Raw genomic sequence first — 13721 nt, 5'->3', positions numbered from 1 at the left:
ATAAATTCAATGACTTACCCCCCTCCTCCGACTACCTGATTTTCCACATGGGACAGATGTGGGACACGACTGCCAAAAATCGCATCAATTTGCCGTGCATGCTCCGTTAAGTGGTTAGGTGCAAGGTGAGCGTATCGCTGTACCATTTCGATATTCTTCCAGCCTCCCATTTCCTGCAGCGCTCACAGCGGAACGCCAGACTGGATTAATCAGTTCGCCCAGGTGTGCCTCAGTTCATGCAAATGGAAGTCTTCAATCCCTGCCGCTTTCAGACCGATATTCTGGGGTGATGTGAATCTTACAGGTTCGCATACTCCAGTATTTCTTCACCCATCAGCGTACAATCCACGTTCGAATAATACATAAAGCGCATACGGTATTTACCTTTATAGATATATCCCCAAATTTCAAGAGCGTCTAATTTTCGGGTGCCGCCTTGCGGATTCTTAATCTTTGCCAGCGGGGTAACTTTTTTATCAATAGAGATTCTGTCATCGTTATCCCGATAGAATGACAGCAGCTTTAATGTTTTTCATTGAGCAATCCCCATTTCCTTTTTAATACGATCCAACGCCAGATGCCTTTGAGTAAAGCCATTCAGGCCACCATTAACAAGCAGTGTAACGGCTTTCAAATCGTCTTTATCCGCACGTGGATTAACGAACCGTGAGACTCAGAACCCGCACGCTGTTCTGACTGCAATGTCCGGATAAACGGCAACGGAATCTGGATGATTGACCAAATCCTTATGTAGAATTTTGCCGTAGCGGTCATAATTTTCCCTGCCTGTAAGATGCAGCACCCCACGGACAATATATTCAGATCCATCTCCCGGAAACTTGTTGCCGACATTGCGGCCTGTTCTTGTATCTGGCTCTTACAATGAGTGCAGGGAAACTATCTGTTTCAACGCATGAAAAGGTTGATGAAAACTAAGTTTAACCCTGTGACGATAAAAGCTGAAAAAGAGGAAAGTTAAGCCTGTTTCATCTTTATTATTTCTCTTCAGCTTTTAATTTACCATCTGGCGTTAAGGTGTATGTATGCTCGTCTAAATTAATATAGCTTTTACTATTAAGGCTTCCTCTAACAATAATTGCTATGCTGTTATAAACACATTTCTTATTCTCGCCATTACTATCATCAAAGCAGGTATAGTCATCAATTGAACCATCTCTGGTTCCTTTTGGTAATTGTTCATAACCGCCGAAATTCATGACGATAACTGTGTAATTATCGGGGGTGCTGATAATATGATATTTTTTCTGAAGTGAATCTTTATTTTCCAACCACCAGTTTAGTTTTCCTTCAGTAGTCATTGGTAGATGTTCTACAAAAACTGCACCATTATCAACTCTGACTATTTTGGCTGGCTTTGTAGCAATCCATACGCAGTATGCTGTTATTAAAAAAATCACAACTACGCTAATCCTTTTGTATTTAAACATTGTTTTCTCCTGTCAATGTTATAGTAGCCTCAAAATTTGTGAAAAATGGCTTCTGAGAAAAATGCTTTGCTCTCTGTAGAACGAACCATATTCTAAAGAAAGCAATAGAGTTAAATTTAACTTTTAAGATATCTTCTTTATCTAAGCCAAAATGATCTTGTGCTCTGTATTTGACAGTCGCACTATATTTATTGCCCTGAAAGGTCAGGCTTTCTATAGAGATTTCTGTGCTGTTTATATCGTGAACAGTAATGCCCATTCCATTGACGAAATCTTTCCATCTTGTGTATTTAGGTAGGCGACTTTTAGACAACACATTTGAAAAATGCTCTTTCGTCAATTGTGACTTATTAAAATAAAATTGCTCGATAGTGCTTTTAATTATGGATAATGTGCTATCGATAGAGTTGTCACTCAATATGAGACTTCTGTAGGCATTGTTCATAAAAGGATGTTGAAAATCATTTCCATTACTACGTTCCATGTGATTGAAAAGATTTATAATCAAGCCTTGGTATGGTCCTCGGAAAGAAAAAGCATAGGACTGAGATCGTAGCTCATCATATAATATCGCAATAGCTTTTTCTCTACTGACCGGCTGTATAGAGTGAGTAGTAGGATGCTGATAGGATGGGCCAAAAGTAGTCCAATCGATGAAAGTTGAAACTTGCCCGAGATGATAATGCTTTCTCAGTAAATTAACATCCATATCGCCACTTTGCATGTCATCAGCATTTCTGTCATTAAATCTTTTTTTGTAGTGAAGATGATCAGTTTTTTATCGATTCCTTTCATTTAAAATCAATCCCTTTTATTCAAATGTTTGAGTATTATACATTTTCTGTTTGTAAGGTAGGTTGAGAATTTTCTTATCTCTGTTCAGAGTCATCGACGCCCACACGATCATGCAGTGATGAACTTTAGCCGTGAGAGTAGTCATTTTCTAAAGAGTCATATTTGGAGGCAGATCACAAATTTAAATGAAAAAATCACATATGCAACAGATGACTGGCTCGCAAGTTATAATCCTGCATCGATTTCAGTGGCTTACGCCAGATTCCACCCTACCTGATTTTTTCCTTGTGTCATATTTGTGTTGTTTTCCTCCAAAAGTGAGTCAACTTTGCGCGCATGTTCAGTCAGATGGTTAGGTGCCAGATGAGCATATCGACGCACCATTTCGATGCTTTCCCATCCGCCTGTTTCCTGCAGCGCGGACAGCGGAACGCCAGACTGGATTAAGCAGTTCGCCCAGGTGTGCCTCAGGGTATATAAGCGGAAGTCTTTCACACGCAACTGGATGGGGCGGTTATGAGCAGCGACAGCTCGGTGACGAAGGTGGCGGGTGAGTGGGGGCGCGCTGAGCCGCAGAGCACGCGAACCAGACGCTGTCGCCGCTATTTGACAAGGAGCGTGAGCAGAACCGGCTGCGTGAGACGCAGCTGATAGGTAAAATCAGTAACCGGGCGGCGGACATCCCACGGAAAGAGGAGCAGATAGCCGCGACGAAGGCCGCGAACGAACGGGTGAAGGATGTCACGCCGGGGCAGCTGAAGACGGCAGAGGCGGGGCGAATCCGGGTAAAAAGCCAACGGCAGGGGACATCAGCGGGCAGGCTTACCAGACTTTCTATACCTAAAATAAAGGAGCAGTAGCTGAATCTGCTGGTTCTGAATATCCTGGAAGTTCCGCACAGAACCTGGCTGAAAAAGTTCAGCAGCAACTGGAGAAAAGAGTGATGCAAAAGAAGAAAATTAAACTCTTATTATTATTGATTTCTTCATGGGTAGTGGGCCTTTTCATTATTCTTGTAGGTGGTCGAATATTTATATCTCTGGCATCCTATTTTTTATCAGGTGATTTTGATTTTTATCGAAATGACTTAGTCAGAGCAGCTGAAATATCAATTGGATGTGGGGTGATTATTGGCGTAGGACAATGTCTTATGTCGAAAGAGAAACCGTCCTCGCCTTCAAATCCTGAGTGATGTACGTAAATCACGGCCTTATTGCCGGGATTTTACATTATGTGTCACCCAGTTACCCTTCAGTGGCCAGCTGGATGATTAACCGTCCCGGCCCGGTGATTACCTCGATCTTTTGCCCGGTGGTAAAGCCCAGCGCTTCCAGCCAGCGCCCCTTGATGGTGAGCTGTGGCAGCGGGTTCGGCTGACCTTTATTGGGTCGGTATCTCACTCTGTAATAATGCGCCCGCGATTCGCTGGCGGCGGTTGTGGATGTGCGTGTCTCTGACTTATAATGCGTGTCAGCCATGATCAACTCCTTCTTAGTTGCTTATGGTCAGCGGCTGCTGCGGGTTGCCGCCCGCTTCAGCCGCGCAAAAATCTCTCTTTTCGCGCTTCCCGTTCTGTTATTACCTGTTTAAATATACAACTTCTGCCCGGTAAACGCGCTGATACTTAAATATAATGTTGTGATGCCTCTCTGAAAGAATGAATTATTTCCGTTTCACACTTTGCTTATCTCTTATTTGTGATGTGATCTGTAATATCTGTTCTGGGCGGAAATTCATATTATGAATCTGTGTTATTCGCCTTCAGCCCCTCTCAAAAATGCCGCTGTTCCTTACACTCATCCTGTTTTTGTCTTTATGGTTACGCCTGAAGCTCAGCGGGGTTTCTGATGGCTGCCGATGACGCGCTTTTTACAGACAGCGTCATTTAGCTTTGTGATATAAACAGATGCCAGTGAAGGCAAGCAGCACAGAAAAAACGGCCTTTAGTAGAATCACTGTGAATCCGAAGCTATCCATAGCACTTTCACCATCACCATTGATCTGGCCTGCAATCAATGAGCTGATGAATCCTTCGGGTATAAGAACCCAGGAAGTGAACAGGATTGCCATAAATATCCCTATTTTCATTGCGCGACACCCTTTGTGAAATGATGAACATCAATGCGGCAGTATGCATCCCCATCATACACCGGAGTCGACACTATTGAGTGGGTGAATCCTGAAGCTATTGCGAAGCCTTAAATATGCCAGCCACCACACTGAGTAATCACGCTGCCACAGCACGCCTTATCACACACTTTCCTTCCCCCTGCCGCGGTGCCATGATACCCCTCAACATCATCGTTCATGGCCAGCCTGACTTAGCGCATAAACAGGGAACTCACCACCATGGAAAATAACCATCTGACAGACATCGCTGACGCCTTTCCTCAGTTAGCCATCGATCTCAAATATGCCACCGCCGACAACCTCACCGGGCAGCCAATCTACCGCGATGCGCGCTGTCTGCTACACGTTAATGCGGCGAAAGCGCTGGCGAAAAGTATCGATATTGCAGAGGTCGCGGGCTATACGCTGCTCATTCTCGACGCATACCGTCCTCCTGAAGCGCAGGCGATCCTCTGGCAGGCGTGCCCGAATCCGGACTATGTTGTTCCCCTGGCACTCGGCTCTAATCACAGCCGGGGCACGGCGGTGGATGTGACGCTGATCGACGAGCGTGGCGAGATAATGGATATGGGCACCGGCTTTGATGAGATGAGCGAGCACTCCCATCCTTATCATCCTGCGGTAGCCGTGCAGGCGCAGCGCAACCGGCTGCTGCTCAATGCCATTATGCTGGGAGGCGGCTTTACCGGCATTGCAACTGAATGGTGGCATTTTGAACTGCCCGATGCCGGGCGCTATCCACTCATCGAAGGGGTATTCGGCTGCTACGCAACAACGCGAATGGAAAATATCAGCCTGTCTTCGTAAAAGACGCACTTTTTATTAGTGGCCAAAAGTTTATGCAGTAAAAAATTTAAAGGGACAGAGAGAACGGGCGGGGCAGGGCGCAGAAACAGGTACGTGAAATAAATACGCCGTGGCGAGTGCCACGGCGACGATATTATGCAGACTGCCACTCGCTTTCAACGTCAGCTTTGGCTTTAGAAAGGATGACTTTATTATCGTCAACCTCTTTCACCCAGCTGAAAGGAATAATGTGGTGTTTGCCGCCCGCTTCCGGATCGCTTTTCGCCAGCTTAATTTTGTCGTCACCTTCGAAATGATCGACGATACCGACATGTTCACCGTTAACATCAACAACCTGGGCGTGATCTAAAATTTCTGATTTATCTACCATGGTGGCTTAATCCTTATATTTAATGAGTTCAGTTGCCGTCAGACAAAACAAGCCTGGCTGTTAAATGCCGTTTTAGCCAGGCGATTAACAAAATGAAATAGTTAAGCTGACTGGCCCTGATGGCGATGATGATCAGACCGATGACCTCGCTGCAGGCCAGCCTGCAGGCGTTTTACCTTACTGAAAGGAGTGACCATGAGAGCAGTCAGTTCAATAACGGCCGAAGGCGGCGTCTGGATTAATCAGCCGCCGGTACACAGTCTGGATGGTGAAACATTGCAGTTTGAAACCGCGTTAAACAGCGATTTCTGGCAGCGCACCTGGTACGGCTTCGAACGGCACAGCGGCCATGCATTTGGCTTCTGGGTGGAAAATGATTTTACCGTTCAGGTGCAGGTGAGGGCGGACTTCAGCCAGCTTTATGACCAGGCCGGTCTGTTTATTCAGGACAGTGAAACGCACTGGGTTAAAGCAGGCATTGAGTTTAATGATGACCAGCCTGCCATCGGCAGCGTGGTCACGCGCGAGTTTTCTGACTGGTCTACCGGTGTTTTCCCCGGTGATGCGCGTCAGTTCTGGATGCGCGCGACGCTGGAAAAGGCGGCATTGCGAATCCAGTACTCCACCGACGGCCTGACCTGGCCACTGTTGCGGCTCTGTCCCTGGCCCGGTCAGGCGCGGCGTTTTGTCGGCGTGATGGGCTGCTCGCCGGAGCGGCAGGGACTGGCGATCCGTTTTTCCGACTTCAGGCTGGGGCCTCCCCTCAGTAAAGAGCTGCACGACCTGTCATAACCGGGGCGGCACATTGCATATCGTCGCGGAATCGGCTTAATTGTCAGGTCAGAATTTGCGGTGACGCGTCGTCCATGCAGGACGACGCCTTTTCAGGGAAAGCTATGCGCTGTGCCACCTCGTTTACCACACTGCTGGTTATCAGCTGCTGCGCCGGATGGGCTCAGCAGGCCGCCGCCGATACCGTCTGGCTGAATAATGGCGACCGGCTCACCGGCACCATCCGTTACCTGAGTGATGGCAAGCTGGCGTTAGAGACGCATTATGCCGGCACGGTCACGCTGGACTGGAATGCGGTCAGCACCCTCGCCAGCGACAATCCGGTGAATGTTGAAAACAAAAAAACCGGTGAACATTATCAGGTGCGGCTCTCCTCCTCTGATCCCGGCTACGTCTGGGTGGAACGCGACGAGCAGGAGCAGCAGGTCTCCGTCAGGCGCATCGATGAGTTTATGAAAGCCAAAGTCCGCAGCGATCAGCTCGCCTGGACCGGCAACATCGACGCCGGTATGAAGGTCAAAAAGGCCTCTACCAAAACGGACGACTACAGTTTTGCGCTCAACACCAAGCTGAACCAGGGAAAATGGCGGCATGATATTGGCGCAACCTACAATCGCGAGCAGGAAAATGAGAGCGTCAACACCGACAACTACAGCCTGCGCTACGCCGTTGACTATCTGTTCCGGGAGCAGTTCTTCTGGCAGGCCCGCGCCACCTATAAGCGCGACTGGGTGGAGAATCTGTCGCGCCAGGCACTGATTGGCACCGGTCCCGGCTATCAGCTGTGGGACACCGAACTCAGCAGCTTCTCGCTCTCCCTGCTGGGTGGCGCCTTTGAGTATGGGTACAGCGATGACCGGCAGGAGCGCCACTTTGGCGGTTCGCTGCGCTGGAACTATCAGCGCTATCTGCTGGGCAAATCGGTCACGCTCTACAGCAACGGTGATGTCGGTCATTCGCTGGATGACGACGGCGTATTCATGCTGGATGCGGAAGTTGGCCTGCGCTACAGCCTGACCTCCTGGTCGACCCTGCATGTTGGCTACCATCGTAATCTGGTCAGCGGCATTCCTGATACCCTGAACGAAGGGATCTTCTCCACCGGATTAGGCCTGAAGTGGTAACCCGCTGACGACACACTGTTGCAGCAAATCCTTACGGTTTTTATCCGGTTACGGGCGCGGGATTGGCTAAGCTGCTTCTATTGTCACTACGGGAACACAGAAGATGATCGTAAGCAGCAGAGTGTATCGTCCGGGATGCGCGGGCGAAGAGATAGACGTTGAGGATATCAGCGACGTGATTAAAGAGCCGGAGGCGTTTATCTGGCTCGGCCTGTGGCAGCCAGACGCGGCGTTTATGGCAAAGATCAAAGAAGAGTTCGGACTCCACGAACTGGCCGTTGAAGATGCGCTGAATGCGCACCAGCGGCCCAAGATCGAACATTATGGCGAGTCGCTGTTTATCGTGGTGAAAACGGTGCGTGCGAAAGATGACAGCTGTGAACTGGGCGAAACCCATTTCTTTGTCGGAAAAAATTTCCTGATCAGCATCCGTCACGGTGCTTCGGAGAGCTACAGTCCGGTGCGCGAGCGGGCGGCTGAAAATCCGGCGCTGCTGAAACTGGGGCCGGGTTATCCGCTCTACTGCCTGCTCGATTTTATTGTCGACCGTTATGCCGAACTCTCCACCTCGCTGAACGAACGCGTCGGGCAAATGGAGAATGATCTCTTCACCAGCGAATTTGACCGCCGGTCGGTACAGGCGGTCTACACCGTGCGGCGGCAGCTGCTGAAGCTGCGCAATGCGGCACTGCCGCTGGAGGAGATCTGCAACCAGCTTATTCACCTGCATGAGGATCTGATCCCGCGCCCGCTGCGCGCCTATATCCGGGACGTGCAGGATCACGCCCGCCATGTGGTGACCGATGCGGAAGATATGCGCGAGATGCTCACCAGTGCCATGCAGGTCAATCTGGCGCTGGTGACGGTACAGCAGAATGAGGTTGTGAAAAAGCTGGCAGGGTGGGGCGCCATCCTGGTTATCCCGACCGTGGTGTTCAGCATGTATGGCATGAACTTCGAACATATGCCGGAGCTGAAGTCGCATTATGGCTATCCGCTGGCAGTCGGTCTGACGCTGCTGGCCTGCGGCGGATTGTGGGCCAGGCTGCGTCGCTCCGGCTGGCTGTAGGGCAATCCAGAGGCGGACGAATTAATTCTCCGCCTCGCTTAATGCTTATTTTCGTTATTTAAGCGCAGCGCATCCGATAGGGCGATAATATCTTTTTTATCGCTGTTCACCGGATGGCAATTAACGCGGTTCTGCACGTGCTGTTATTCCTTCCCGGTCGATGCTGGCTGAATTTTTATTTCTTCACTACGATAAACTGACAAAACGAGAGGCGACTTACCGTCTGGCGAAATAAGCCTGACGCTGATGAGAGGCAATAAGATCCTATTCCTGTCAGGAGAGATTCAGATGAAAGAACGGCTTGCGGCGTGTCTCTCCTCATCCCTCATGCACTCCGGCGGATCTGAGGCTTCGGGACGATACCGCCATGATTGACAGCGACTGGGTGCTGGCAATTGCCCGGACGCAGTTTGCGCTGACCATGGGCATGCATATTACGCTGGCGGCGCTGACGCTGGGACTGGCCCCCTTTCTGGTGTGGTTTGAGGCGCGCTGGCTGTGGGGAAAGCAGCAGGCTGCACGGGATGCGCTGCACTTCTGGCTGACGCTCTTTTCCCTGACGGTGGCGATAGGTGCCGCCTCCGGCGTCGTCATGGAGTTTCAGTTCGGCACGCACTGGGCGCGTTTTTCACAGCAGGCCGGCGGCGTGATTGGGCCGTTAATGTTCTATGAGGTGCTGGTCGCGTTTTTTCTCGAATCGGCCCTGACCGGAGTGATGCTGTTCGGCTTCAATAAAATCCGGCCCGGCGTGCATTTTGTTGTGACCTGTCTGGTGGCGTTTGGCGCGCTGCTCAGCGCCTTCTGGATTCTGGCCGCTAACTCATGGATGCAGACGCCGGTCGGCTTTACGCGGGATCCGAACGGGGTTTTTCTGGCGGACAGCTGGCGGTCGCTTTTGCAGGCTCCCTCCTTTGTGTGGCGCTTCAGCCATATGGTGGTCGGTTCGCTGATTGCCGTGGCGGTGATGATCGCGGGCGTGGCGGCGTGGCGGCTCCGCCATTTCAGCGGGGAGGCGGCTTCGCGTCTGATGCTCAACAGCGCGCTGACGTTGCTGCTGTTTGCGGTGCCACTGCAGATCGTTCTCGGCGATCTGCACGGTGAAAACACCCGCGACTACCAGCCCGCTAAACTGGCTGCGATGGAAGGCAGCTGGCACCAGCCAGCCCCCGGCGAGGGGGAGCCTCTGCGGCTGTTTGCGCTGCCGGACCAGCAGGCGCAGCGCAACATTCTGGAGGTCACTCTGCCCGCACTCGGATCGCTCTATCTGCGCCACAACCTCTCCGGCCACATTAAAAGCCTGAGCGAATTTCCTGCGGATGCCATCCCCCCGGTGCTCCCGGTCTTTTTCGCTTTTCGCCTGATGGTGGGGCTGGGGGTGATTATCCTGGTAACCACGCTGGCGGCGAATCTGCAGCGCTGGCGGGGAGGGCTGACCACGTCGGGGCGCTTTCTGCGCTGGCTGACATGGCTCTCACCGGCGGGCTTTATTGCCCTGCTGTCAGGCTGGGTCGTGACCGAAGTCGGGCGTCAGCCGTGGACGGTCTATGGCCTGTTACGCACCGCACAAAGCGTCTCGCCGCTGTCACTCAGCAGCACGCTGGGCATCTTCGTGGCGGTGCTGCTGATCTATGCGCTGACCTTCGCCCTCGGTTTACGCTATCTGCTGCGCCGGGTTAAGGGTGAGATGCCATCGGGAGAACCGGTGGTGATTGCGCTGAAAACGCCCCATTAGGAGAGTGCCATGGCCGATCTCTCTGCGCTGATTATCTGTCTCTCTCTGCTGCTCTACCTGCTACTGGATGGCACGGATCTGGGCGTGGGGATGCTTTTCTGCTGGTTTCACGATGATGAACAGCGTGAACTGATGACGCACAGCATTCTGCCGGTGTGGGATGCGAATGAGACCTGGCTGGTGCTGGCGGCGGGTGGGCTGCTGGCGCTGTTTCCGACGGTCTATGCGCTGCTGTTCAGTCAGCTGAGTGTCCCGCTGTTTGCCATGCTGCTGGCGCTGCTGGTGCGGGCGATGGCACTGGAGTATCGCGCTCAGAGTTCTCCCCGCCTGCGTCGCTGGCTGGATCGCCTCATGGCGGGCAGCTCCGCGCTGGCGACCTTTATTCAGGGCTGGTGCGCCGGCATGATCATCAGCGCTCAGCCGCAGACCGGCCTGCCGGATGGGCTGAGCCTGGTGCCGCTGCTCAGTGGCGCAGGCCTGATAGCGATCAATTCGCTGATGGCCTGCTGCTGGATTGGCTGGCGCATTGGTGAGCGGGTACAGCCGCTGGCGGCGGCACTGAGCTGGCTGTGGTGGCTGCTGGCACTGGTTATTTTCCTGGCCGACCTTTATCTCAATGCCGATCTCTGGCGGCAGAGCTGGCAGCGACCACCGGGCAGGATCGCAGCAGGCGCGATAGTATTGCTCTGGATCGCCCTGCCGGTGGCCTTGTGGCGCGCCAGGCCCCTACTGCAACTCATTCTGACGCTGATGCTGATTAGCGCACTCTTTAGCGGCGTATTGTGTGGCCTCTATCCGTGGCTTGTGCCCTATCAGTTTACGCTCAGCGACAGCGCCGCCTCGCCGGTCACGCAGGGTTTTGTGCTGGTGGGAGCGGTGATTGCGATGCCGCTCACGCTGCTCTACCACAGCTGGTCGTTCTGGGTTGAGCGACGCGCGAAATAATGCCCGTCCGCTATGCTTCAGGCAGCGTGCTGCAGAGGCGGGTACGCTTACCAGAGGGAATGAGAGTGAAGAAAGATCGCATTGTGAGTCGGGACTACCCGATAAAAGAAGATCTTCGCTGGGTACGGCGTGAATGGCTGATTCAGCGGGCAGGGGAGTATCTGTTAATTCTGCTGGTGATTCTGGGAGCGTGCGGCCTCTTTTCTAAAGGGGTGCTGAGCGAGGGTCATAGCCGGTCGCCAGACGGCACACTTCAGGTTGAATATGAACGGTTCGGCCGGACCGAAAGCAATATGGATATGCGGATTGGCTACAACGCACCCGCCGGCGATCGCTTCACGATCACGATTGGCGGCGGCGCGCTGAATAATCTGCAGATCCAGACGCTGCAGCCGCAGCCGCTGGAAGCCGTGACGATCGGCAGCGATCTGCGGCTGACCTTTTCCGCCGGTGACACCGGGGCGGATCACGCAATCTGGCTCGGCCTGCAGCCACGCGATGCGGGCCTGATCCACGTCACGATTCAGGGCGATGATCACGCGCCGGCCCGATTTACTCAATGGATCTATCCCTGACAGAGGCACTTTATGGAAACGGTTTTACGCGCTGCAGCGATCTACCTGGTTCTGATGGTGGTGTTCAAAATTGCGGGCAGACGCACGCTGTTGCAGATGACCTCTTTCGATCTGATTCTGCTGCTGATTATCAGCGAAGCCACGCAGCAGGCGCTGCTGGGCGATGATTTCTCGGTGACGGGCGCGGCGCTGACGATTATCACGCTGGTGACGATTGACATCGTACTGGGAAAACTGAAAAGCCGCTTTCCGGTGGTGGAGCAGGCGATCGATGGCGGTCCTGTGATTCTGGTGGAAAACGGCAACCTGCTGACCGAACGCATGAAGATGACCGGGATTGATCCTGACGATGTGCTGGAGGCGGCGCGTTCCGGACCGGGACTGGAACGGTTTGATCAGATTAAGTATGCCGTGCTGGAGGTCAACGGACATATTTCGGTTATCCCCCGCGCGGACAGCTGACCGCCTCAGACGGCAGGATTCGCCGGGCTGCTGATGCCACGCCTGGCGGGCGGGGTGAATCTCGCTTCGCTTGCTATTCAGCCGATCTGCGCCAGGCTGAGTAACCGAACCGTGTTTTATTTTCTGAGCTGGCCTGACACTCAATCAGCGTTATGCTTAACAAGTCAGGTATATAGTGAATGATTTTAACCGTTTTACGTTCTATCCGGTCACCGGCTGGCACATCGGCCCGTTAAGCGGGCACGCCGCGCTGGTGCTGCAGTTCAGCTATCTCGATCCTCAGGTCCCGCGCGCGCGATCGGCGCAGGAATCGCTGTTTTTCGGCCTGACCATCGAGATGGCGAAAGAGCTGGTCAGCACTCTCACCACGCAGATCAACGACGCCGAAAAGAACGGCACTCAGCATTAACCCCGCGATGTGACATCCGCTATTCCGCTGTCGGACCGGCAGGGGCATAAACCTGTATGGCCCCTGCGATCAGGCGGAAATGGGCGGGCGTCTGTCCGATAATCTCGCCGTCTGCATTGATGTAGTGGGGGCGGCGCGTTTCGATAGTGAGCGCCGTCGTGCTGAAGGTGCGCACGTTGCGCCAGCGACCCTGCGTACCCCGTCGCAGAAAGGGCAGCAGCGCAATCAGCTGCCAGCTGTGCCGGACCTCCAGACTGTAAACGTCCAGCAGCCCGTCGTCCGGTGCGGCGCGCGCTTCGACCGTCATCCCTCCGCCATAAAAACGGCCGTTGCCCACGGAAACCTGAACGGTCCGGATGGGCATGCGCTGCTCCTCATGGATCAGGGTGGCGCTGAACGGACGGCTCTGACGCAGCAGCCGCAACGCCGCCAGAGCATAACCGCCGACTCCCCAGCGTTTTTTCGATTCTGCGGTGAGATTGCGCGCCAGCTCGGCGGAAAAGCCGATGCTGGAGACGTTGAGGAACAGATGCTGATTCACCTCCCCCAGATCGACTGCACGCAGCTGCCCGTCAGTGATAATCTGCACCGCCTGCTCCAGCGTGGCGGGGATGCCGAGCGTCCGGGCAAAGTCGTTGGCGGTGCCCAGCGGCAGGATCCCCAGCGGCAGGCCGGTCTGCATCACGCCCGGCGCGGCGGCGTTAAGCGTGCCGTCCCCCCGCCAACGATCACCGCATCAATGCGAGGGGCATAAGCCGCGATGAGTTCGCAGTAGCTGCGGCTCTCCTCCTCAGCCGGTTGCAGCAGGGTGATACCCGCCTGAGTCAGCAGCGTCCTGGCCCTGCTGGCCGCCGCACGGCCTTTACGCGAACGCGGATTGATCAGCAGCAGGGCGGTTTTCAGAGGGTGAGACATATTTTTCCGTCATCCTGATGTCAAAATGGCTGGCACGAGGCGGAAAGTACAGCATCGGTATGCGCGGTGAACAACCCTGCTTGCGCTACTTTACGTAACCACCGGCGTGCCATAAATGGCGATAAAAATCGTCTACACTTCCAGGGTC

15 protein-coding genes and 4 pseudogenes are annotated in these 13721 nt (G+C 53.4%); 10 read left to right on the top strand and 9 right to left on the bottom strand.

Annotated features, from left to right (window positions below):
- Positions 1–14 precede the first annotated feature (14 nt).
- The 5 genes and pseudogenes from S7A_RS20920 to S7A_RS20900 all read right to left on the bottom strand — a co-directional run.
- A pseudogene (locus S7A_RS20920) lies at positions 15–278 on the bottom strand (tyrosine-type recombinase/integrase); the annotation flags it as partial.
- 395 nt (positions 279–673) lie between these two features.
- Positions 674–817: pseudogene (locus S7A_RS21815) on the bottom strand (glycoside hydrolase family 19 protein); the annotation flags it as partial.
- A gap of 178 nt (positions 818–995) precedes the next feature.
- Positions 996–1448, bottom strand: a complete 453-nt coding sequence (locus S7A_RS14090) for a DUF943 family protein (RefSeq protein ID WP_009091574.1) — start codon at positions 1446–1448, stop codon at positions 996–998.
- A complete protein-coding gene (locus S7A_RS20905; protein ID WP_071987812.1) occupies positions 1441–2172 on the bottom strand; it encodes a DUF3289 family protein in 732 nt (243 codons plus the stop codon). Before S7A_RS20905 ends, S7A_RS14090 begins: the two co-directional genes overlap by 8 nt.
- Before the next feature lie 323 nt (positions 2173–2495).
- A pseudogene (locus S7A_RS20900) lies at positions 2496–2738 on the bottom strand (tyrosine-type recombinase/integrase); the annotation flags it as partial.
- Positions 2739–3186: 448 nt separating this feature from the next.
- Between S7A_RS20900 and S7A_RS21295 the strand changes: the two are divergent.
- Complete coding sequence (locus S7A_RS21295) at positions 3187–3435, top strand: hypothetical protein (RefSeq protein WP_141629824.1); 249 nt, start codon at positions 3187–3189, stop codon at positions 3433–3435.
- A 52-nt stretch (positions 3436–3487) separates the two neighbouring features.
- On the opposite strand, the gene S7A_RS14075 is transcribed toward S7A_RS21295, so the two are convergent.
- Positions 3488–3721 carry a SymE family type I addiction module toxin gene (locus S7A_RS14075; RefSeq protein WP_009091567.1) on the bottom strand — a complete coding sequence of 78 codons (234 nt, stop codon included), beginning with the start codon at positions 3719–3721 and terminating at the stop codon, positions 3488–3490.
- Between the two features lie 403 nt (positions 3722–4124).
- On the bottom strand, positions 4125–4313 hold the full coding sequence (locus tag S7A_RS14070; protein ID WP_237712316.1) for a hypothetical protein: 189 nt from the start codon (positions 4311–4313) through the stop codon (positions 4125–4127).
- A gap of 279 nt (positions 4314–4592) precedes the next feature.
- Between S7A_RS14070 and ddpX the strand changes: the two genes are divergently transcribed.
- On the top strand, positions 4593–5180 hold the full coding sequence (gene ddpX, locus S7A_RS14065) for a D-alanyl-D-alanine dipeptidase (RefSeq protein ID WP_009091564.1): 588 nt from the start codon (positions 4593–4595) through the stop codon (positions 5178–5180).
- A 133-nt stretch (positions 5181–5313) separates the two neighbouring features.
- Here the strand turns inward: ddpX and S7A_RS14060 are convergent, their stop codons facing one another.
- Entirely contained in the window at positions 5314–5550 is a 237-nt protein-coding gene (locus tag S7A_RS14060) for a DUF2171 domain-containing protein (RefSeq protein WP_003854080.1), read from the bottom strand.
- Between the two features lie 195 nt (positions 5551–5745).
- Between S7A_RS14060 and S7A_RS14055 the strand changes: the two genes are divergently transcribed.
- The 8 genes from S7A_RS14055 to S7A_RS14020 all read left to right on the top strand — a co-directional run bounded on the left by S7A_RS14055 (position 5746) and on the right by S7A_RS14020 (position 12658).
- Positions 5746–6342 carry a DUF1349 domain-containing protein gene (locus S7A_RS14055; RefSeq protein ID WP_009091561.1) on the top strand — a complete coding sequence of 199 codons (597 nt, stop codon included), beginning with the start codon at positions 5746–5748 and terminating at the stop codon, positions 6340–6342.
- Positions 6343–6446: 104 nt separating this feature from the next.
- Entirely contained in the window at positions 6447–7466 is a 1020-nt protein-coding gene (locus S7A_RS14050) for a DUF481 domain-containing protein (protein WP_009091560.1), read from the top strand.
- A gap of 103 nt (positions 7467–7569) precedes the next feature.
- On the top strand, positions 7570–8535 hold the full coding sequence (locus tag S7A_RS14045) for a magnesium and cobalt transport protein CorA (protein WP_009091558.1): 966 nt from the start codon (positions 7570–7572) through the stop codon (positions 8533–8535).
- A gap of 367 nt (positions 8536–8902) precedes the next feature.
- Entirely contained in the window at positions 8903–10267 is a 1365-nt protein-coding gene (locus tag S7A_RS14040; protein ID WP_009091556.1) for a cytochrome ubiquinol oxidase subunit I, read from the top strand.
- Positions 10268–10276: 9 nt separating this feature from the next.
- Positions 10277–11212, top strand: a complete 936-nt coding sequence (locus S7A_RS14035; RefSeq protein ID WP_009091554.1) for a cytochrome d ubiquinol oxidase subunit II — start codon at positions 10277–10279, stop codon at positions 11210–11212.
- A gap of 65 nt (positions 11213–11277) precedes the next feature.
- On the top strand, positions 11278–11787 hold the full coding sequence (locus S7A_RS14030; protein WP_009091552.1) for a hypothetical protein: 510 nt from the start codon (positions 11278–11280) through the stop codon (positions 11785–11787).
- A gap of 12 nt (positions 11788–11799) precedes the next feature.
- Positions 11800–12249: a DUF421 domain-containing protein gene (locus S7A_RS14025; RefSeq protein ID WP_009091550.1), complete on the top strand. Its 450-nt coding sequence runs from the start codon at positions 11800–11802 to the stop codon at positions 12247–12249.
- A 175-nt stretch (positions 12250–12424) separates the two neighbouring features.
- Positions 12425–12658, top strand: coding sequence for a hypothetical protein (locus S7A_RS14020; RefSeq protein ID WP_009091549.1), 234 nt, complete (start codon positions 12425–12427; stop codon positions 12656–12658).
- Positions 12659–12677: 19 nt separating this feature from the next.
- Here S7A_RS14020 and S7A_RS14015 read toward each other — a convergent pair.
- Positions 12678–13573 (bottom strand): annotated as a pseudogene (locus S7A_RS14015) (lipid kinase).
- Positions 13574–13721: the final 148 nt, after the last annotated feature.

The sequence above is a fragment of the Pantoea sp. Sc1 genome, from assembly GCF_000255315.1.
GTDB lineage: Bacteria > Pseudomonadota > Gammaproteobacteria > Enterobacterales > Enterobacteriaceae > Pantoea > Pantoea anthophila.
Note: the sequence above shows the minus strand (reverse complement) of the source record. Positions and strands in the feature narration are given on the sequence as shown.